At 64.8% G+C, this 17,917-nt stretch carries 17 protein-coding genes; 12 read left to right on the forward strand and 5 right to left on the reverse strand.

Going from position 1 to position 17,917, the window contains the following annotated elements; genetic code table 11:
• Positions 1-2: 2 nt before the first annotated feature.
• Positions 3-1,064 (reverse strand): amidohydrolase family protein, encoded by a 1,062-nt coding sequence (locus ACZ5YD_RS03450; RefSeq protein ID WP_379741608.1) that lies wholly within the window; start codon positions 1,062-1,064, stop codon positions 3-5.
• 112 nt (positions 1,065-1,176) lie between these two features.
• On the opposite strand from ACZ5YD_RS03450, the gene ACZ5YD_RS03455 reads away from it, so the two are divergent.
• From ACZ5YD_RS03455 to ACZ5YD_RS03480, 6 genes are all read left to right on the forward strand, one after another.
• Positions 1,177-2,217: an NAD(P)-dependent alcohol dehydrogenase gene (locus ACZ5YD_RS03455; protein ID WP_379741611.1), complete on the forward strand. Its 1,041-nt coding sequence runs from the start codon at positions 1,177-1,179 to the stop codon at positions 2,215-2,217.
• 212 nt (positions 2,218-2,429) lie between these two features.
• Entirely contained in the window at positions 2,430-3,083 is a 654-nt protein-coding gene (locus ACZ5YD_RS03460; protein ID WP_379741613.1) for a lactate utilization protein, read from the forward strand.
• 249 nt (positions 3,084-3,332) lie between these two features.
• Complete coding sequence (locus ACZ5YD_RS03465; protein WP_379741616.1) at positions 3,333-4,499, forward strand: C45 family autoproteolytic acyltransferase/hydolase; 1,167 nt, start codon at positions 3,333-3,335, stop codon at positions 4,497-4,499.
• Between the two features lie 52 nt (positions 4,500-4,551).
• Positions 4,552-5,397: a phosphogluconate dehydrogenase C-terminal domain-containing protein gene (locus ACZ5YD_RS03470; RefSeq protein WP_379741619.1), complete on the forward strand. Its 846-nt coding sequence runs from the start codon at positions 4,552-4,554 to the stop codon at positions 5,395-5,397.
• Positions 5,398-6,672: 1,275 nt separating this feature from the next.
• On the forward strand, positions 6,673-7,074 hold the full coding sequence (locus ACZ5YD_RS03475; RefSeq protein WP_379741622.1) for a DUF5805 domain-containing protein: 402 nt from the start codon (positions 6,673-6,675) through the stop codon (positions 7,072-7,074).
• Positions 7,067-8,101: a tyrosine-type recombinase/integrase gene (locus ACZ5YD_RS03480; RefSeq protein ID WP_379741625.1), complete on the forward strand. Its 1,035-nt coding sequence runs from the start codon at positions 7,067-7,069 to the stop codon at positions 8,099-8,101. The genes ACZ5YD_RS03475 and ACZ5YD_RS03480 overlap by 8 nt, the downstream gene beginning before the upstream one ends.
• 183 nt (positions 8,102-8,284) lie before the next feature.
• On the opposite strand, the gene ACZ5YD_RS03485 is transcribed toward ACZ5YD_RS03480, so the two are convergent.
• On the reverse strand, positions 8,285-9,787 hold the full coding sequence (locus tag ACZ5YD_RS03485) for a DUF790 family protein (protein WP_379741628.1): 1,503 nt from the start codon (positions 9,785-9,787) through the stop codon (positions 8,285-8,287).
• A gap of 117 nt (positions 9,788-9,904) precedes the next feature.
• Here ACZ5YD_RS03485 and ACZ5YD_RS03490 point away from each other — a divergent pair, with 117 nt between their 5' ends.
• A complete protein-coding gene (locus ACZ5YD_RS03490; RefSeq protein WP_379741631.1) occupies positions 9,905-10,306 on the forward strand; it encodes a hypothetical protein in 402 nt (133 codons plus the stop codon).
• A 47-nt stretch (positions 10,307-10,353) separates the two neighbouring features.
• Here the strand turns inward: ACZ5YD_RS03490 and ACZ5YD_RS03495 are convergent, their stop codons facing one another.
• Positions 10,354-11,694: a DEAD/DEAH box helicase family protein gene (locus tag ACZ5YD_RS03495; RefSeq protein ID WP_379741634.1), complete on the reverse strand. Its 1,341-nt coding sequence runs from the start codon at positions 11,692-11,694 to the stop codon at positions 10,354-10,356.
• 258 nt (positions 11,695-11,952) lie between these two features.
• Between ACZ5YD_RS03495 and ACZ5YD_RS03500 the strand changes: the two genes are divergently transcribed.
• Positions 11,953-12,315 (forward strand): hypothetical protein, encoded by a 363-nt coding sequence (locus tag ACZ5YD_RS03500; protein ID WP_379741637.1) that lies wholly within the window; start codon positions 11,953-11,955, stop codon positions 12,313-12,315.
• A 91-nt stretch (positions 12,316-12,406) separates the two neighbouring features.
• On the opposite strand, the gene mvaD is transcribed toward ACZ5YD_RS03500, so the two are convergent.
• On the reverse strand, positions 12,407-13,399 hold the full coding sequence (gene mvaD / locus ACZ5YD_RS03505) for a phosphomevalonate decarboxylase MvaD (RefSeq protein ID WP_379741640.1): 993 nt from the start codon (positions 13,397-13,399) through the stop codon (positions 12,407-12,409).
• A 117-nt stretch (positions 13,400-13,516) separates the two neighbouring features.
• Between mvaD and ACZ5YD_RS03510 the strand changes: the two genes are divergently transcribed.
• The 4 genes from ACZ5YD_RS03510 to ACZ5YD_RS03525 all read left to right on the forward strand — a co-directional run bounded on the left by ACZ5YD_RS03510 (position 13,517) and on the right by ACZ5YD_RS03525 (position 16,447).
• Positions 13,517-13,843 carry a 2Fe-2S iron-sulfur cluster-binding protein gene (locus ACZ5YD_RS03510; protein WP_379741643.1) on the forward strand — a complete coding sequence of 109 codons (327 nt, stop codon included), beginning with the start codon at positions 13,517-13,519 and terminating at the stop codon, positions 13,841-13,843.
• 40 nt (positions 13,844-13,883) lie between these two features.
• Complete coding sequence (gene pyrB, locus ACZ5YD_RS03515; protein ID WP_379741646.1) at positions 13,884-14,801, forward strand: aspartate carbamoyltransferase; 918 nt, start codon at positions 13,884-13,886, stop codon at positions 14,799-14,801.
• Positions 14,798-15,268: an aspartate carbamoyltransferase regulatory subunit gene (gene pyrI / locus ACZ5YD_RS03520; RefSeq protein WP_379741649.1), complete on the forward strand. Its 471-nt coding sequence runs from the start codon at positions 14,798-14,800 to the stop codon at positions 15,266-15,268. The genes pyrB and pyrI overlap by 4 nt, the downstream gene beginning before the upstream one ends.
• Before the next feature lie 306 nt (positions 15,269-15,574).
• Positions 15,575-16,447, forward strand: coding sequence for a glycoside hydrolase family protein (locus ACZ5YD_RS03525; protein WP_379741652.1), 873 nt, complete (start codon positions 15,575-15,577; stop codon positions 16,445-16,447).
• A gap of 42 nt (positions 16,448-16,489) precedes the next feature.
• Here ACZ5YD_RS03525 and ACZ5YD_RS03530 read toward each other — a convergent pair whose 3' ends face one another.
• The gene (locus tag ACZ5YD_RS03530; protein ID WP_379741656.1) at positions 16,490-17,800 is read right to left on the reverse strand and encodes an HAD family hydrolase; all 1,311 of its coding nucleotides are present in this window, start codon (positions 17,798-17,800) and stop codon (positions 16,490-16,492) included.
• Positions 17,801-17,917 lie beyond the last annotated feature (117 nt).

Genomic DNA, 17,917 nt, shown 5'->3' on the forward strand with positions numbered 1-17,917 from the left:
GATCAATCGGCCGCCGACCCGGTCTCGGCGTAGTGGGACTCCAGGCCGAACGCCTCCGTGACGCCGTCCTCGCGGAACTGCCGTTTCCGCTCCTCGATGTCGATGTCGTAGAGGTCGGCGGCGTTCTCGCCCATGATCTTCCGCATCACGTCGAGCGAGAGATCCACGCCGTACTCGTCCCGTTGGTCGTCGGTGAGCTCCGCGTTCATCACGCACTCGACGAGCCAGTCGGGGTTCCAAAGCGCGTAGTCGCTGCCGAACAGCAGCCGGTCCTCGCCGAGCCAGTAGAGGAGCTCGCCCATGATCTCTCCGAACTTCCGCGGGCGGTTCTGTGCCATCGGCGCGGCGACGGCGAGACCGCCGTAGACGTTCGGCTCCTGGGCGGCGATCCAACAGAAGTCGTCGAGCCGCGGGAGGCCGACGTGCTCGACGACGAAGTTGAGCTCGGGGAAGGACGTCGCGGCGTCGTCGACGTCGGCCACGTCGAAGGCGTCCCGGTTCAACGGACGGATGGTCGGGCCCTTGTGCGGGTGGATGTTCTCGATGCCGAGGTCCGCACACTTCTCGAGGTAGCGGAACGCCTCCTCGCTGTCGAGACGCCACCCCTTCGAGTCGCCGCGCCACTCGGCGGTGTAGAGCTTCACGCCGTCGATGTCGTACTCCTCCTTTTGTCGCTCGAGCTCGTGCAGCCCCGCCTCACCCTCGCGGGGATCGAACCGCCCGTTCGTGATGAACCGCTCGGGGTGATCGGCGGCCAACGCGGCGTTGTCGTCGACGGTGTTGAACCCCTCGTCGTAGAACTCGTGGAGGTGCGTCGGCTGGAAGATGCCCATGTCGACGGCGCCGTTGGCGAACAGGTCACGAAGCATCCGATCGCTCGAGTACTTGCGGTACTCCTCCAGGCTCCACTCGCGATCCTCGGGCGTAAAGCCCGTGTGATAGTCGTAGAAACAGCGGATGAACTCCTCGCCGCCCTCGTGGACGATGTTCTCCTCGCTCGCGTCCCAAAAGTGCACGTGGGAGTCGATGACGAACACGTCCTCTCCCTCGTCTGTCTGGTACATCTCGACGTATCATGGGTGCTGATAACACATAAACATCATCGTTTATCATTTAGTTAGCTGGCGGATCTATAGCGAACTTTTATGTAAATTCCGGGACCACCTACGGACGTCCATGGAAGCCGCGAGACTCCACGAGTACACGGAGGAGATGTCCGAGGCGCTCTCGATCGACGAGGTCGATCGTCCCGAGGTCACACGGTCGGACGACGTCGTCGTTCGGGTGCAGGGCGCCGGCTGGTGCCAGACGGACAACCACATCATCGAGGGGATGTGGACCGACTACGTCGAACAGGACCTTCCGATGACGCTCGGCCACGAGAACGCGGGCGAGGTCGTCGCGGTCGGCGAGGAGGTGCAAACCGTCTCGGTCGGCGATCCGGTCATCTGCCACCCGGTGATGACCTGCGGCGAGTGTCGACAGTGCCGGCTCGGCGAGGACATGTACTGTGAGAACCTCGCCTTCCCCGGCCTCACGACCGACGGCGGGTTCGCGGAGTATCTGCTCACGAGCGAGCGCGCGACGATCCCGCTTCCGGGCGGGGTCGAGCCGATCGACATCGCCCCCCACGCCGACGCCGGCATCACCGCCTACCACGCCGTCAAGAAGGCGGTCGACGAGTTGAATCCCGGCGATCCGGCGGTGGTCATCGGCGTCGGCGGCCTCGGTCACATCGGCCTCCAGTGTCTCGACGCGATGAGCGCAGCCGACATCATCGCGCTCGACGTCAAGGAGAGCGCGCGCGAGCTGGCCGAGGAGCTCGGCGCCCGCCACACCGTCGATCCGACGAGCGAGGACGTTCCGAGCGTGATCGACGACCTCACGGACGGCCACGGCGCCGAACAGGTTATCGACTTCGTCGGCGCAGACGCGACCACCGGTTACGCCCCCGACATCGTCGCACCCGGCGCCGATCACCACGTGGTGGGATACGGTGGGCACGTTCACGAGCCGTCACAGGCCCTCGTGGACGGAGAGTTCTCCTACCGTGGCACCCTCGTCGGGCGCTACACGGAACTGCAGGAGCTGGTGCGGCTCGTCGAGCGCGGCGACGTCGACCTCCACACCACCCGCTACGATCTCGCGGAGATCAACACGGTGGCGGAGAAGCTCGAACACGGCGAGATCGACGGCCGCGCGGTCATCACGCCCTGACCGATTCCGTATCGCTTCCCGGTCGGTTCCTGTTCCTTCCCGAACGTTTTCCGGACGCTTTCCGATCGTTCCCCGAACGCCCCCCGATCGCTCCCGTCTCCATTCCCAGGCTCCGTCGGTAACACTCGGGTCACTACCTGACACCGGCGTCCGCGAGCGCTTATGCGTCGTCCGCCACTACCGATGGATGCACACGACCCGACCGTTTCCCCATGTCGCAAAAATCAACCTACGTAGACGAGACCGAGATCGACGCATCGCTCGACGACCTACCCGACGACGACGCCATCGACGAGACGGTGGCGAACCTCGAGGCCAACGGCTTCGAAGTCGTCGTCGTCGAGAGCGCCGAGGGGGCCCTCGAGACCATCCAGTCGCACGTTCCGGCGGGTGCCTCGGTCATGAACGGCCACTCGACGACCCTCGAGGAGATCGGGTTCGACGAATACCTGAGCGAGGGCGACCACGAGTGGGAGAGCCTCCCCGACGAGATCTGGAGCATCGACGACGACGCCGAGCGGCAGGCCGCTCGCCGCGAGTCCCAGACGGCCGACTACTTCCTCGGCGGTATCAACGCGATCGCAGGGACCGGCGAGCTGGTCGCGGCCGACCGCTCGGGGAGCCGCATCGGCGCCTACCCCTTCGCTGCCGGCAACGTGGTCATCGTCAGCGGCGTGAACAAGATCGTCGACGACCTCGACGCCGCGCTCGACCGGCTCGAATCGGTCGCCTATCCCCTGGAGAACGAACGGGCGAAGGACGCCTACGGCGTGGAGAGCGCCGTCGCCAAACAGCTGATCTTCCGCCAGGAGCTCGAGGAGGGACGAACGACCGTCGTCCTCGTTCGCGAACGGCTGGGTTACTGAGACCGCGGAGCCGCATCCACGCGGATCGGTTCTGCCACCCCGGTCGTTCCTCTCTGTCGTTCCGCTCAGTCTGCCCTCTCGATCGTGTCTCTCGATCGTCCCCCTCGGTCGTCCCGTTTCGACGACTTCCGGAGGGATCGGAACTCGAGAACACGACGGGTTTCGTGATGCTTGGATACCGGATCCGGACGTCTCGACTCCGCTCTCCGGAATACTACTTTATGCCTACGGACGGACGTGTGGTGTGTAATGTCCAAGCAAGCACGTTCCTCGAAGGACGGTCCGATTCGGGGTCTGAAGCTCACTGGCTCACCACGCGAACGGGGCCTCACTCACGGGGAGGAGTTCGCGGACGAGATCGAACGGAACCTCGAGATCTACCTCGACGTGTTCGAGCACAAGGGCTCCGACGAGGAGACCGTCTACGAGCAGGCCGAGCAGTTCGTTCCCCTGATCGAGGACGAAAACGAGGCGTATGCCGAAGAGATGCGGGGCGTCGCCGAAGGCAGCGGGCTGTCGATCGAGGACGTAACGATCCTCAACGCGCGGTACGAGGTGATGTACAGCGCGTTCAAGCAGGCCGCGGACGAGATTAACGAGGGGCTCCCGGACGCGTGTACGGCCTTCGGGGTTCGGAACTCGCTTTCGGACGACGGGCACACGTACGTCGGCCAGAACTGGGATTGGATGCCGGGGTTGGAGACGTTCGTGATGGACGTCGAACTCGAGGACGGTGCCGATCACGTTGTCATGACCGAGGCCGGGATCGTCGGCGGCAAGATCGGCGTGAACGAGGCGGGTCTCGCGATGACGCTCAACGGACTCGTCACCGAACACGACGGAGAGGAACCGTTCCGGAAGCCGTACCACGTTCGGTTCCGCGAAGTACTCGCATCCGAGCGAATGGATGCCGCCATCGAATCCCTGATCGCCAGAGATAGGGCCTGTTCAGCGAACGTCATCGTCGGCCACGAGAGCGGGGAGATGATCGACCTCGAACTCTCGCCCGAGACGGCCAATTACCTCTACCCCGACGACGGTCTTCTCGTTCACACCAACCACGTCGAAGACTCCAGCTCGATGAATAGCGAGTTCGAGAGACTCATCCCCGATACGCTGTGTCGCGCGCCCAGACTCCGACGGTTGCTGACGGAGGACGCCGATAAGATCGGCGAAGGAGACATCAAGGAGGCGCTCCGGGATCACTTCGACCATCCGAACAGCATCTGCCGTCATCCCAACGAGGACGATCCCGAACTGGATCGCCTCGAGACCGGCGGCAGCTTCGTGATGGATCTCACCGAAAAGCGCCTGCTCGGAACCAACGGTCCGCCCTGTGAACACGAGTACGTCGAGTTTCAGGTCGGTAGCTCGTCCTCTCAGCCACAGGGTGCAGTCGACGGCCGCCATCCCTGATTAGGTGTGAACGTCGCACAAACCCTAAGTCCCCCTTCCGTGAATCGGGACCATGTCCACTGCGACCGCACTTCTCGGCGCCGGCGGGAAGATGGGGCTCCGTATCGTCGATCGGCTCGAAGATCACTCCGACTACGAGATGCGCTACGTCGAGCCGGCACCGGAGGGACGCGAGCGGCTCGACGATCGGGGCGTCTCGGCAGTATCACAGGAAACCGCACTGGACGGCGCCGACGTGGTGATCCTGGCCGTCCCGGATACGGTGATCGACGACGTCTGCGACGACGTCGTTCCGGAACTCGACGCCGGGACCATGGTGATCCTGCTCGATCCCGCAGCCGCCTACGCTGGTGGGCTTCCCGCGCGCGAGGACGTCTCATACTTCATTACACACCCGTGCCACCCGCCCCTGTTCAACGACGAGACGGACCCGGAGGCAAAACGGGACCTGTTCGGCGGTCAGGACCTCGCAAAACAGAACATCGTCTGTGCGCTCCACCAGGGGCCCGAATCGGACTACGATCGCGGAGAGGAGATCGCTCGCGACATCTACGCGCCCGTGATGGACGCACACCGGGTCACCACCGAACAGATGGCGTTTATGGAACCCGCTCTCGTCGAGACGGTGACCGCGACCTGTTTGTACGCGATCCGCGAAGCGATGGACTACGTCGTCGAGGAGGCGGGCATTCCGGAGGAGGCCGCACGGGACTTCGTCCTGGGCCACGTCCGGACCGAGAGCGCGGTCATCTTCGATGAGGTGGAGTATCCCCTCTCGGACGCCGCGCTCGAGGCCGTCGAGGAAGGCCGCGAGGAATTGTTCCGGGACGGCTGGAAGGAGCGCGTCTTCACGGCCGAGAGCGTCGAGGACAGCACTCGAGAGCTAACCGAGAAATGACCGCGTCGAACCGGCGGGATCCTCCGTCGGCTAACGTCGAACGATCGCCAGCCGGCTTCCCCGGCGAACGCTCCATGACGGACGTCCTTGGCGAGATACTGAATGATTGCAGCTACCCGGCCAGCTACTGTGTCGTCGACGAGATCGTCGCCAAGATCTGCCTGCCAGGGGGGTGATTTAGTATAGCGAAATATAATTTATGAGTTCGAGATCGATCGCCTCGAGAAGTCGATCGACTCCCGAGACCCCACGAGACCGAGAGGGTGTGAGGTCGCGCACAACCGATCGTCCACCGTGTCGCCCACGATTCGACGCTCGATGGATCACACGCAGTTCGATCACCTGCTGCCCGAAGCCGAATTCGAACTACCCTGGCCACGCCGATCGCGACGGCCCGTGATTCTGAAACGCGTTCCGCGGGTTCCCAACGACAGTTTGACCTCCGAGGCGATCATGCCGACGTGGAGGCGGAGAATGGCACCTGGATCGACGGTATCGCCCGTGAAGGTATCGCCGTCACTGCTGTATCACACGCCATCAATCGGCCCATCTTCCCCGAACATCACGCCCATCGACGGTTGAGGTCTCGATCGATGCACGTCTCCCGATCGTCGAGCCGATGGTACACTCGTTTACGGACGGGACATCGGATCGGCTCCGGGCGGATCAAAACGGACCCAAATGCGTGTCGAGACTGAACGAAGCGGTCGGCATCACCTCATGAGAACGTTCCCGCCATCACCACACCCCGTAGGAAGCCTTTCTCCCCTTCGGGACGCCGGACGGGACACTGCTCCACGACGGGATATCGGACGTTTCCCCCCGTGTCCTCATCGAGTATCCTCCCTCCGGCGACGATCTCCTCGATCCACTCGAACCAGGCCCAGTTTGGGGTCCAATGATTCGACACATCGGAGAACCGATCCGCGCCTCTCCAGTCGATCGAGTCGGCCGGCGAACCCGACCCGGCCTGCGGTGGTTCGAACGTGAGATCGAACGCGAGGCCAACGAGGGTTCGAACCGAAGACGAGCGCGGAATCGGAACTTGAAATCCCACCGGAACATCTCGACGATCGACATTCATCGACTTATACGGGATCGTAACACCACACTCGACTCATTTGATTATCCGAATATATCGCACTAAATAGTGCTTATCCGAGTCCATATGCACCAATGTGCGAGGAGATATGGACCTACTATTCTGGATAAGGGCTCTTATCCGTGGAAATAGGGATAGATTGATTATCCCACGGCGAGACTCGTCGAGTGACGATGAGCGAGGATCCGAACACGGATCGGACGTCGGTGCGGACCTACGTTCCGGCGTATCAAAAGGAGGAATGGTCCGAACACGCCGACGAGCTCGGAATGTCCCAAAGCGAGTTCGTCCGCACGATGGTGCAGGCGGGACGTCGCGGGTTCGACCTCGACGGGGGCGACGATCGGACCGTCGAGGAACCCGCTGATCAGCACCCTGACCCCGGGGGTGGCGACCTCGAAGACCGGATCCAAACGATCCTCGAACGGGAAGGGGTGATCTCCTGGAACGACCTCCTCGAGGAGGTCACGGGGGAGATCGAGACGCAACTCGAGGAGACGCTGGACCGGCTCCAAGACGAGGGCGCGGTTCGCTATCGCGGCCGCGAGGGAGGCTACGTGTTGATCGATGAGTAGCCAGGAGACGGAGCCGGCTCCCAAGGACCCGATCGGGTACTTCCTCGAGGACCTGACCTATCACGGAAAGACCGAACGGACGAGGGGTTCCTACGAGCGCGTTCTGCGCCGCTTCGAGGCGTTTTTGAGCGAACGAGGGACGTCCACGTCCGAAGCGTCCCATCGTGACTGTATGGCGTTCGTACACTCCCTGCGCGGCGATCTCGCGGAAAGCACCGTTGCGACGTACGCGGCGTATCTCCACCGCTATTACGCCTACATGACCCAGATAGGCGTCTTCGAGGCGAACCCGATGACGCTCGTGATGGAGGAGATGGACGAGTCGATCGACAAGGACCCGTCCCGCCGCGAGATCGACGTCTCGAGCATGCGGACCTTCGTCGCCGGCATTCGACATCCGCTCCATCGGGCCATCGTGGTTACGCTGTTGAAGACCGGCGTTCGCGTGGGCGAGTTGTGTAACCTCGATCTGCGTGACGTCGCGCTTTCGGATCCCAACGTCGAGGCCACATACGAGGTCGGAACGCGGGCGGCCCTCGATGGACGCCCCGATTCGCTGTACGTCACCGGGGATGCACGCGTCGGCCAGTCGCTAAACGGGGAAGTTCGGACCGCCGCAAACAAGCGTAAACGGGATACGGTGATACCGATCGACGACGAGTTGGCGACCGTGTTGAAGGCGTGGCTCGCGGTCCGTCCCGACGCGGTCTCGCCGGCAGAACCCCTCCTCGTCTCCACCGCCGACGGCTGGGGCGAGCGGATCGACCCCGAGTCCGTCCGTCACGTGATCGAGCAATACGCCCGCGATCACGGGTGGTACCACACCGGCGGCGGGGCGAGCGAGAACGTCACTCCCCACTACTTCCGGCACTTCTTCACCACGCATCTACGCGAGCGGACCGGGGATCGCGGCGTCGTGAAGTACCTCCGTGGCGACGTCGCCGACGACATCATCGACACCTACACCCACAACTGGGGCGACCGCGTCCGCCGGATCTACGAGGCGAACGTCTATCGACTGGTGTAGGATCGCTCGTCGAATATTTCATCGATCCCTCTCGACCTCGAGAAGTTCGAGGGCGATACGGTAGCGGATCGACGGGAGACGAATGAATCACATTTCGCTATATAGAAATGCTACTCCGGAGCCGATCGCTCGATGATCACTCGACGCGCACTCGATCGCCGATAGAGAGTCTCTCGAGGCGGTTCAGTTCCGTTCACGGAGCGTTCCGCCGGCGAGCCCGTCCCACTCGACGCGGTAACCCAAGCGTGACAGTACCGTGCTCGCGTCGTCGATGTCGACCTCCGACAGGACGGACTCGGCCTCGTTTAACGACATCCCGGACTCGATCCGATCGTCGAGGCGCTCGAGGACGTCGGGGCGCACGAGCGTTCCCCCGAGCCGCTCGTGTTCCGGAACGGAGATCCCGTCGAGCGCGTCGGTCGCGACCCCGTGTCGGGCCGCGAGGGCTTCGATCGTCGTGACGTCCTCGTCCGGGCGGAGCACGTCGGGAAGCGTGGACGCCGCCTCGGCGAGGAGCTCCGACTCGTACTCTCGGAGCACGTCGACGACGTCCTTCACCCGAACGGTCCCCGAGTAGGTCACGACCCGGTGATCGCGTGCGGCGATCTCCTCGCCGACGCCGAGCGACTCGTCGACCGCGACGATCAGCTCGACGGATTCGACCGTCTCGAGCTGAGAGAGCTTCTTCTCGACGTACTCGGGGGTCCAAAAGCCCATCACTTCGAAGAAGACGCTGAAGTCCCCGTGGTCGTACTCGAAGGCGAAATCCGGGATCATCACGCTCGTTCCCGTCTCCAGGGGCTCGGGCTCGCGAACGAGGGCCCAGTCGAGATCGAGGGATCGAAACCGTCCGGCGAAGTCGGCCTCGACGCCGCTGTCGAAGGTCGGCTCCGCGAGCGGCTCGACGCCGGGAACGGTCACGTCGCCCTCGGAAAGCGTCATCGTCCGCTCCGTGCCGCGGTCGTCGATCGTGGCCGTGAGTCGCCACTCCGGCGCCTCCGCGACGGACCGGAGCAGGCGGGCGAAGGCGGTGCCGTACCGGCGGGTGCCACGAAACAGGGAGTCGGGGCCGGTCACGACGACCTCGCGTCCCTCGTCGGTCCGTTCGATCTCGTACATCAACCCCAGCCGCTTCGTGGCGCTCACGAGCCGTTTCGGGTCGGCCGATCGGACGCGGACCTCCGTCGCATCGAACAGCGCCGTCTGGGCGAGCGAGAGGTCGTACCGCTCGAGAAGCGTCTCCACGTCCCAGCGCGGCTCGAACCCGACCATTACCTGCTCGGCCTCGCGGTCGGCGTAAAGCGACTCCTCGACCGCGGTCGGAGCGACCCCGAGTCCGTCCGCGGCGACTTCGAGGGCTCGTTCCCGCTCCTCCTCGGAGGCGACGCCGACCGATTCGGCGGCCTCGAACGCCTTTCTTCGCGCCCGCTCCGGCGGGAGCGGCGAGCGCGTCTCGAAGGTGGCCTCGCGTTCCAGGAGCGCCGCCAGCCCCCGGACGAGCTTGAAGTCGGCGGCCTCCGCCTCGAGATCCGAGAGGCCGGCCTCCAGTTCCGCGCGTCGGTCTCCGACGTGCTCGCGGAAGGTCCCGATGAGCCGCTCGGCGAGCGGTCGGTCACCCTCGTCGGTGAACGTCGGCGCGTACCCTCCGCCCGCTCGCGAAACGCGGAGGTGGTCCTTTCGAAGCACGGTCGTACCTCGGTTGCGATCCCGTAAAACCCACCGGCTGGCTCCGGTGTCGAAGCGGGGACCGCTTCGCCCCGCGGATGGGGACAAGCATTTGTATCCCCGAGCGAACCCTCGCACATGCGACGACGGGGGTTCTTGACCGCGGCGCTGTCGACCGTGGTCGCGGGCTGTCTCGGGGAACGCCCTCCCTCAGGCCCACGACATCCCCCGAGTGGCGGAACGCCGCCGGGTTCCGGCCCGGAGACCGCCACACCCTCTCCCGGATTACGACTCGCGGATCGGGACTTCTCCGAACGTGAGAACGGGGGGCTCCTCGTCGAGGCCACGATCGAGAACACGGCGTCGGAGACGCGGACCGGAACGCTCGTGGTCACGGCGACGACGCCAGAAGAGGAAGCGACGGAAACCCGGGACCTCGAGGTCGATCCCGGATCGGAGATCGATGTCGCGGTCGAGTTCGAACTCACCTACGGGGAGTTCATAAACGGCGGCAGTCTCTCGTTCGACATCGAGACGTGACTCCTCCGGCGGGTTCGAACGCCGGATCTCGTCCTCTCCTCGTTCGATCAACGCCGACGATCGGCCACCCGCTCTTCGGCGGTGTCGGCCGTCACGAGCTCGTAGAGAACGGCCCGACCGCCGTCATCTTTCGGACGGAGGATCCGCCCGAGCCGCTGGGTGAACTCGCGTTCGCTTCCCGACCCGGATAGGACGACGGCGACGTTCGCGTCCGGCACGTCGACGCCTTCGTCGAGGACGTTCGCGGCGATGATCCGCGAGTAGGTTCCCTCGCGGAACCGCTCGAGGGTCTCACGGCGCTCTTTCGTCCCAGTCTCGCTCGTGATCGCCGGCAACAGGAAGCGCTCGGACAGCCGATAGACGAGGTCCGTGTGTGCGGTGAAAACGATGACGCGGTCGTCACGATGGCGGTCCAGTATCTCCGCGAGTTCGCGTCGTTTGTTCTCCGCGTTCATCATCACCCGGCGGGCCTCCTGTTTGGCCAGCAGGGCCTCGCGTGCGCGGGGGTCCCGTCCCGATCGCATGACGAGCTTCCGGTAGTCGCTCCCGCTCGAGAGCGTGAGCCCGGAATCACGGAGATACTGGACGAACGTTCCCTGTACGTTCTCGTACCGTTCGCGCTCCTCGGGGGTCAACTCGACCTCGATCCGTCGCACGTCATAGGGGGCCAGATGCTCGCCCGCGAGGTCGTCGACAGCGACGTCGTACACCTTCGGTCCGATCAGATCCTCGACGACGCGGTGGGCATCGTCGGGTCGCTCGAAGGTGGCCGTCAGTCCCATTCGGGCGGGTGCGGCGAGGAACCGGGCGACGTCACGGTAGCCTTCCCCGCCGAGATGGTGCACCTCGTCGAAGACGACGAACCCGAAGTCGTCCCCGACGTCGTCGGCCTTGAGGTACGCCGAATCGTACGTCGAGACGGTTATCGGCTCGCGTTTCTGGGTGCCGCCGCCGAACCGACCGATGGGCATCTCGAACTCCCGTTCGAGCTCTCGGACCCACTGTTCGAGGAGGTCGATCGTCGGCACGACCACGAGCGTCGCCACGCCGAGTTCGGCCATGGCGGCGATCGCGATCACGGTCTTTCCGGCTCCGGTCGGCAGCTCGAGGACGCCGCGGTCGTCGTTTTCGTGCCACGCCTCCAGGGCCTTCCGTTGGTACTCCCGAAGCCGGTAGTCCGTCGACAGCGACAGCGCGGGCAGATCCAACACGTCGTCCACGACCGAGAGGCCGGCGACCTCGAGCGCGTTCAGGATCTCGGCGTAGCGAGCCGCCGGAGCGCGCTCCACGTCTCCTCGGTCGTCGTGTTCCACCCCGGGAAGCGGCGGCAGCGGCTCGTCGGCCTCGATCCGGATCGTCCCGTCCTCGTAGCTGAGCCGTACGGTCATCGGCGCACGCGACTCACTCGCGGACGCACATATAAAGACACACCGCCATCCAACCCCGACATCGATCACCGCTACCTCCACATCGACATCGATCGACGGCGAAGGTTCAAATCGGAGCGGGAATCATCGCCCCCGTGAAATCCCGATCGGCTCGACGCGGAACGCGGGTGTGTGGTACGGACGCGTCGAGAATTCCGGGTTCATAGCCCGTACCGCCTGTTCGCCAGCGTAAAGGGAACGGCCGTCCGATCGGTAGACATGCCGATCATCGATTCGATCGCGGTCTTCCTCGTCAGCTTGCTCGTGGGAGGCCTCTCCATCTTCGTCGCCGCGAGCATCGTGGTCGACTCGCGGAGCTACGAGCACGCGCTCGTCACCGCCGTGATCGCGGCGATCGCCCAGACGATCGCCGGCTGGTTCACCGGGATCCCGTTGGTGGGCGAGCTGTTGCCGCTTCTCGCGTGGATCGCCGTGATCAAGTGGCGATACGCCGCCTCGTGGATCAACGCCGCGATCATGGGCTTTCTCGCGTGGGCGGCGGCGATACTCGTTTTGACCGTCCTGCCGTTCGCCGGCATCGACGCCTTCGGCGTGCCGTTCACCTCGACCACCTACTTGTGAATTCCCACGAGTTGGGCATCGCGATGTCGGCGATCGAGGTGTCCCGAAACCCGTCGTCGACGCCGAATACGATTCGGAACGCGGACTCGCCTCAAAAGAGCGACTCGCTCGGGTCCAGAATTCGCGCTGGGCCCCCGACGGACCAGACGTCGGTCTCGATCCCGATCTCCGCGATCCGGGACTCCACCTCGTCGACGTACGGCTCCCGCGTGTTGACGTACACCGACGCACCGGTGTCCGTCGAGAAGTACACCGGGACGCCCTCCTCGCGGAGCTCCCGCACCGCGTTGAACACCGCGATCGTCTCCGGCTGCCAGTAGACCCAGCCGGCCGGTCCGGTCATCGTCGTCGCCGTCAGCGACAGCGAGTCGTGTTCGGCGAGTTCGAAGATCCGATCGAACGATCCCGCACGTAGCGCGTCGGTCATCTCGGCCAGCTGTCCGTGGATGTGGGCCATCCGTGCGTCGAACATGTGGCTCGCCTCCGCCTCCCGGTGGGCCTCCTCCGTCTCCTTGTAGGACGGAACGTGAGCGGCGACGATCCGGAGGTCGGATTCGGGATCGAATCCGTCCTCGCCCTCGCCGACCGGGAGCCGGCGGGCTCTGCAGTCCTCGTCGTTGAGCCCGGTCTCGAGGATGGAGTAGGCGCCGGTCACCGCGCGGGCCGCCGAGGACGATCCACGTCTGGCGACCGCGGAGATCTCCGGGCGGGACAGATCCAGGCCGGCCGCCTCCACGAGCGCGGTCGCCGCGGCCGCGAATCCCGAGGAGGACGACCCGAACCCGATGTTCGAGGGGAAGGAGTTCTCGCTTTCGAACCGAACGGCGTGGTCGAACCCGGCCAAGGCCCGAACGCGATCCACGACCGCCTCGACTCGTTCTCCCGCACGCCCCTCGACGACGTCGTCGTCGATCCGAAAGACGTCCTCGCTGCCGTCCGGTTCCCACTCGACGGTGGTCGTGGTGGCCGTCGGCGCCGTACAGAGGCTGATGGAGTCGTGATACGGCAGCCGCCGTTCCTCGTCGCGCATGCCGTGGTACTTGACGAGTCCCTGGATCGGATGCGCCCGTGCCGTGGCCTTCATACCGGGTATGTTCGGGCAACGCGGGATTAGCGTTGCGAATGACTGGCGTGGAGGTACCGACATGGCGATCCGGACCCATGACAAGAGTTTTGCCGACCGTGCGCGGATCGGATCGGTATGGCCGAGTACACCGTCGAGTTCGTCGGGACCGGCGAGACGATCGAGGTGTCCGACACGCAGACGATCCTCAACGCCTGCCTGGAGGAGGGCATCGCCCAGGAGTACTCCTGTCGGGTCGGGATGTGTCTGGCCTGTTCGGCCGAGATCGTCGACGGCGAGGTGACTCAACCGGCCGCGCGTGGCCTCACCGACGAGGAGGCCGAGCGGTACGCGTTGACCTGCATGGCGCGCCCGAAATCCGACCTCCGGCTCGATCGGGGCGTCTATCCGCCGAGCATCGAGGGCGCAACGTCACAGGGAGGACCGTCCGCAGCAGACGACTGACCCGACGGATTCAAGACGGTTCCAACCGGCGGGATAGACGATGCGTCAGGACCACCTCATCACCGCGACCCAACTCTCGCGGGCGGACATCGAGGCGGTGCTCGACCGGGCGCGAACGATCGACGACTCGCCGTCGACGTTCGCGGACCGGTATTCGGAGTCCGTGCTCGCGCTGTGTTTCTTCGAGCCGAGCACGCGCACGAAGATGAGCTTCGAGACGGCGGCAAAGCGGCTCGGCGCGGATACGATCGACATGGGATCGATCGAGTCGTCGTCGGTGAAGAAGGGCGAGTCGCTCGCCGACACCGCCCGGGTGATCGAGGGGTATGCCGACGCGATCGCGTTGCGCCACCCGAGCGAGGGCTCCGCGAAGATGGTCTCGGAGTTCGTCGACGTGCCGGTCATAAACGCCGGCGACGGCGCGGGCCAACATCCCTCCCAGACGCTCCTCGATCTGTACACGATCCGGGAGCGACACGGCCTCGACGACCTCACGATCGGCGTCATGGGCGACCTCAAGTACGGTCGGACGGTCCACTCGTTGTCGGCGGCGTTGACGAACTTCGACGCCACACAGCACTTCATCAGCCCCGAGTCGCTTCGGCTCCCGCGATCGGTCCGGTTCGATCTCCACGAGTCGGGTGCACGAGTCCGCGAACACACCGAGCTTGAGGGAGTCCTTCCCGAACTCGACGTCCTGTACGTCACCCGGATCCAGCGCGAACGATTCCCCGACGAGAACGAGTACCGATCGGTCGCCGGCCAGTATCAGATCGACGCCGAAACGCTCTCGTCCGCCCGCGAGGACCTGACGATCATGCACCCGCTTCCCCGCGTCGACGAGATCGCCCCGGAGATCGACGAGACGGACCACGCCCGCTACTTCGAGCAGGCGCACAACGGAGTCCCCGTTCGGATGGCGCTTTTGGACGCCCTTCTCGGGGGGACGGACCGATGAGCGCCGATCCCACCGACCACGAACTCCGCGTCTCGAAGATCCGAAACGGGACCGTGATCGACCACATCACGGGCGGACAGGCACTCAACGTCCTCGCCATCCTCGGGATCGATGGCTCGGAGGGGTTCGGCGTCTCCATCGGGATGAACGTCACCTCGGACCGTCTCGGTCAAAAGGACATCCTCAAAGTCGAGGGCCGCGAGCTGAGCCAGTCTGAGGTCGACGTGCTCTCGCTCATCGCCCCGGAGGCGACGATCAACATCGTCCGCGAGTACGACGTCGTCGAGAAGAACCGCGTGGAACGACCGTCGGAGGTCGTCGGCGTGCTCTCGTGTCCGAACCGGAACTGCATCTCGAACGATTCGGAACCGGTCGCGACCCGATTCGAGGTGCTCGAGGACGGGGTCCGCTGTGACTACTGCTCCGAGATCATCCGCGATCGGATCGCCGAACACATCGACGTTTGAACCCGGAATTGCGATCGTGGTCGAGGAATCGACACGAAACCTTCCCGGTAGTTTTTAGCCGCTCCCCGACCGAGGGACGACCATGAGCTCGAAAGCAAAACTGGTGGTCGCACTGGTCCTCGTAGCAGTCGTGTACTTCCTCGTCTCCGGCGACAAGGAGCCGGTCGAGGTCGAGTAGCGCGATCCAAACCCGGAACAGGACGGCCGAGTTCGTGCGGACCCACCGACTTCCGCACGAAACGCCGAGATGACGCGGGCTCGTCCGCGAACGTCCTTTTTAACACCGCTCGTCGAGTACCCACGGACATGTACGGTATCGTCACGCGAAACGCCGACGACGTCTCGATGGACCAGTTCGATCGCGGCTTCTACGAGGTGAAGGACGTCACCGGCCGCGCGTCCGAACCGATCGACGACGCCGTGAACATGGTCTCGTGTTTCGGCGACAACGCGGCAGCCGGCGAGAATCCGGATCTGGTCCCCGTCAACGACCGCGGCCAGCCCGCGACCCGCGATCGGACCCACTTCGATTGGGCCTACATCTGCCCGACCCATCCCGATTACCGCGAGGGGCTGTTGGAGATAATCGAGGACTGTGGCGAGCGTCATCCCGACGTGCGGCTCGACGACGTCGGGTTCCCACGGGAAGGCTACTGCCAGTGTGACCGCTGTGAGCGGAACTTCGCCGACAGCGATCACGAACGGTGGGAGGATTGGCGAGCCGAGGTGATAACGGAGTTCGTCGCCGACGCGAGCGAGCGGATTCCCGGCCGGACGTACCTCACGCTGTATCCGGACCCGCATCCCGGACACCTGTATGCGCGTTCGGGGCTGGATCTCGACGCGCTCGTCGAGTACGTCGACGAGTTCGTCGTTCCCCTCTACGACGTCGAGTACGGTACCACCTACTGGCTCGAAACGATCGCACGCGGGTTCCGATCGCGACTGGGCGGCGATTACGACGTCCACGGAGCTCCGCCGCAAACGCCCTTCTCGGTCGAGCTGTACGCGGTCGACGTCGACGTCGACGCGCTCGTTCACGCCACCGAGGTCGCCGAGGTCTACACGAAGGACGTGCTCTTCGGTTACGACGCCTCGAATGCGGCCGCCGCCCTCAGACGCCGGGACGCCGACTCGCGAGACGGCGAGGTCCATCGCCCCGATCCCGACGACTCCTGAACAGCCGGTCGGCTACCGCCTGAACGGGCGGTTTTCGAGCCCTCACTCGAGCCGTGCGAGGAGGTTGAGTACGTAGATCGTTCGAAGCATGCGTGCGGACTGGCCAGCCTTGAACGTGAGCTCGTCGGTGCCCATGACGTGTGAGAGCACGTCGCGCGAGGCGTGGTCCGGGGCCGCGGAGATTCCGGTTCCGTTCTCCTCGGCCCACCGCATCATCCGGAGGTCGGATTTGCTGTCGCCCATCACGAGCACGAACGGGTCGTCGATCCCGAGCACGTCGAGGGCGGCCGTGATGCCCTCGACCTTGTTGAGCTCGAGCGAGCTGATCTCGGCGGCGTCGGCGTGGTAGTAGCCGACGTCGACCCTCTCGAGGAGGTCCGAGATCGGACCGGGGATCGATTCGACATCGCGGTCGCTCGTCTCGCCCGCGGCCTCGAGAACCTCGCTGATCTCGGGATCGAGGTGGCCGTAGTGTGCGCGCGCCCACTGGCTGCCGACGTTGGTATCGGCGTCGTCGTCGGCACCATCCGTGGAGTCGGCATCGATCCCCACATCTTCGATCTCGCCATCGGCGCCGGATCGGACGTCGACGACGGCCTCCCCGAGGAGGTCGATCAGGTGGATCAGCCCGCGGTCGATGACGGTCTCGGCGTCCGCGCTCCCCGTCTCGAAGTTCGGCTTGAGCGTCACGTTGAACTCGTTGCCCTGGAGGTGACAGCCGCGCCGGACCGCCTCGGGCGCCTCGGAGAGAATTCGCGTTCGGACCGACTCGAAGACGGAGCGAACGTCGTCGTCGAGGGACTCGTAGAGGAGCCGTTTGGTCCGCGAGCCGTGTCCGGGCGTGAACACGCCGTTTCCGGCCTCGTAGACGATGGAGAGGGTCCCGGAGTGGACGAGCTCGTTTCCGAGTCCCTGGATCATGAACCCCTTTACGTTCTCGAGAGTCTGTCCGGTACAGATGACGATCGGTACGCCCCGCTCGTGGAACTCCGTGAGCAGATAGAGCGTCTCGCGTGGGATCTCGTTGTCCGTCCCGCCGGCCGATCGAAGGGTCTCGTCGACGTCGAGGACGAGCGCGTTGACCGCACGTCCGTATCGATTCAGGAGATCGAGGCCCGAGAACGCGGTCTCGCGGTCGGCGTAGGCGGCGATCTCCGCGAAGGTGGCGCCCGCCGGGAACGCCTCGCGGATCGCGGACTTCCGTCGGTCGAGCTCGTCGCTGGCCTCCTCCCAGTGTTCGAGCGCGACGCGGGAGTCGACGGGCGGAAACAGATCGACGAAGAACTGGTACTCGCGTAACGTCTCCGTATCGAACTCCTCGTAGAGGCGATACAGGAGGTCGTACCGTTCCATACGCTCGGGTCTCGCTCCGGGGTTAAGAACGTACCCAACCGCGAAGCGGCGCCGCGATCGCCGCCCGCTCCGGCCGGGGCGGGCAGACGGATTCACGAAGCCCCCAGCGAAATCGCC

It is taken from the genome of Halopenitus salinus (assembly GCF_055397165.1).

Bases quoted from the DNA above. Each gene is read 5' to 3' on its own strand.
- ACZ5YD_RS03450 (WP_379741608.1), bottom strand. From the start codon at position 1,064: ATGTACCAGACAGACGAGGGAGAGGACGTGTTCGTCATCGACTCCCAC.
- ACZ5YD_RS03455 (WP_379741611.1), top strand. From the start codon at position 1,177: ATGGAAGCCGCGAGACTCCACGAGTACACGGAGGAGATGTCCGAGGCG.
- ACZ5YD_RS03460 (WP_379741613.1), top strand. From the start codon at position 2,430: ATGTCGCAAAAATCAACCTACGTAGACGAGACCGAGATCGACGCATCG.
- ACZ5YD_RS03465 (WP_379741616.1), top strand. From the start codon at position 3,333: ATGTCCAAGCAAGCACGTTCCTCGAAGGACGGTCCGATTCGGGGTCTG.
- ACZ5YD_RS03470 (WP_379741619.1), top strand. From the start codon at position 4,552: ATGTCCACTGCGACCGCACTTCTCGGCGCCGGCGGGAAGATGGGGCTC.
- ACZ5YD_RS03475 (WP_379741622.1), top strand. From the start codon at position 6,673: ATGAGCGAGGATCCGAACACGGATCGGACGTCGGTGCGGACCTACGTT.
- ACZ5YD_RS03480 (WP_379741625.1), top strand. From the start codon at position 7,067: ATGAGTAGCCAGGAGACGGAGCCGGCTCCCAAGGACCCGATCGGGTAC.
- ACZ5YD_RS03490 (WP_379741631.1), top strand. From the start codon at position 9,905: ATGCGACGACGGGGGTTCTTGACCGCGGCGCTGTCGACCGTGGTCGCG.
- ACZ5YD_RS03495 (WP_379741634.1), bottom strand. From the start codon at position 11,694: ATGACCGTACGGCTCAGCTACGAGGACGGGACGATCCGGATCGAGGCC.
- ACZ5YD_RS03500 (WP_379741637.1), top strand. From the start codon at position 11,953: ATGCCGATCATCGATTCGATCGCGGTCTTCCTCGTCAGCTTGCTCGTG.
- mvaD (WP_379741640.1), bottom strand. From the start codon at position 13,399: ATGAAGGCCACGGCACGGGCGCATCCGATCCAGGGACTCGTCAAGTAC.
- ACZ5YD_RS03510 (WP_379741643.1), top strand. From the start codon at position 13,517: ATGGCCGAGTACACCGTCGAGTTCGTCGGGACCGGCGAGACGATCGAG.
- pyrB (WP_379741646.1), top strand. From the start codon at position 13,884: ATGCGTCAGGACCACCTCATCACCGCGACCCAACTCTCGCGGGCGGAC.
- pyrI (WP_379741649.1), top strand. From the start codon at position 14,798: ATGAGCGCCGATCCCACCGACCACGAACTCCGCGTCTCGAAGATCCGA.
- ACZ5YD_RS03525 (WP_379741652.1), top strand. From the start codon at position 15,575: ATGTACGGTATCGTCACGCGAAACGCCGACGACGTCTCGATGGACCAG.
- ACZ5YD_RS03530 (WP_379741656.1), bottom strand. From the start codon at position 17,800: ATGGAACGGTACGACCTCCTGTATCGCCTCTACGAGGAGTTCGATACG.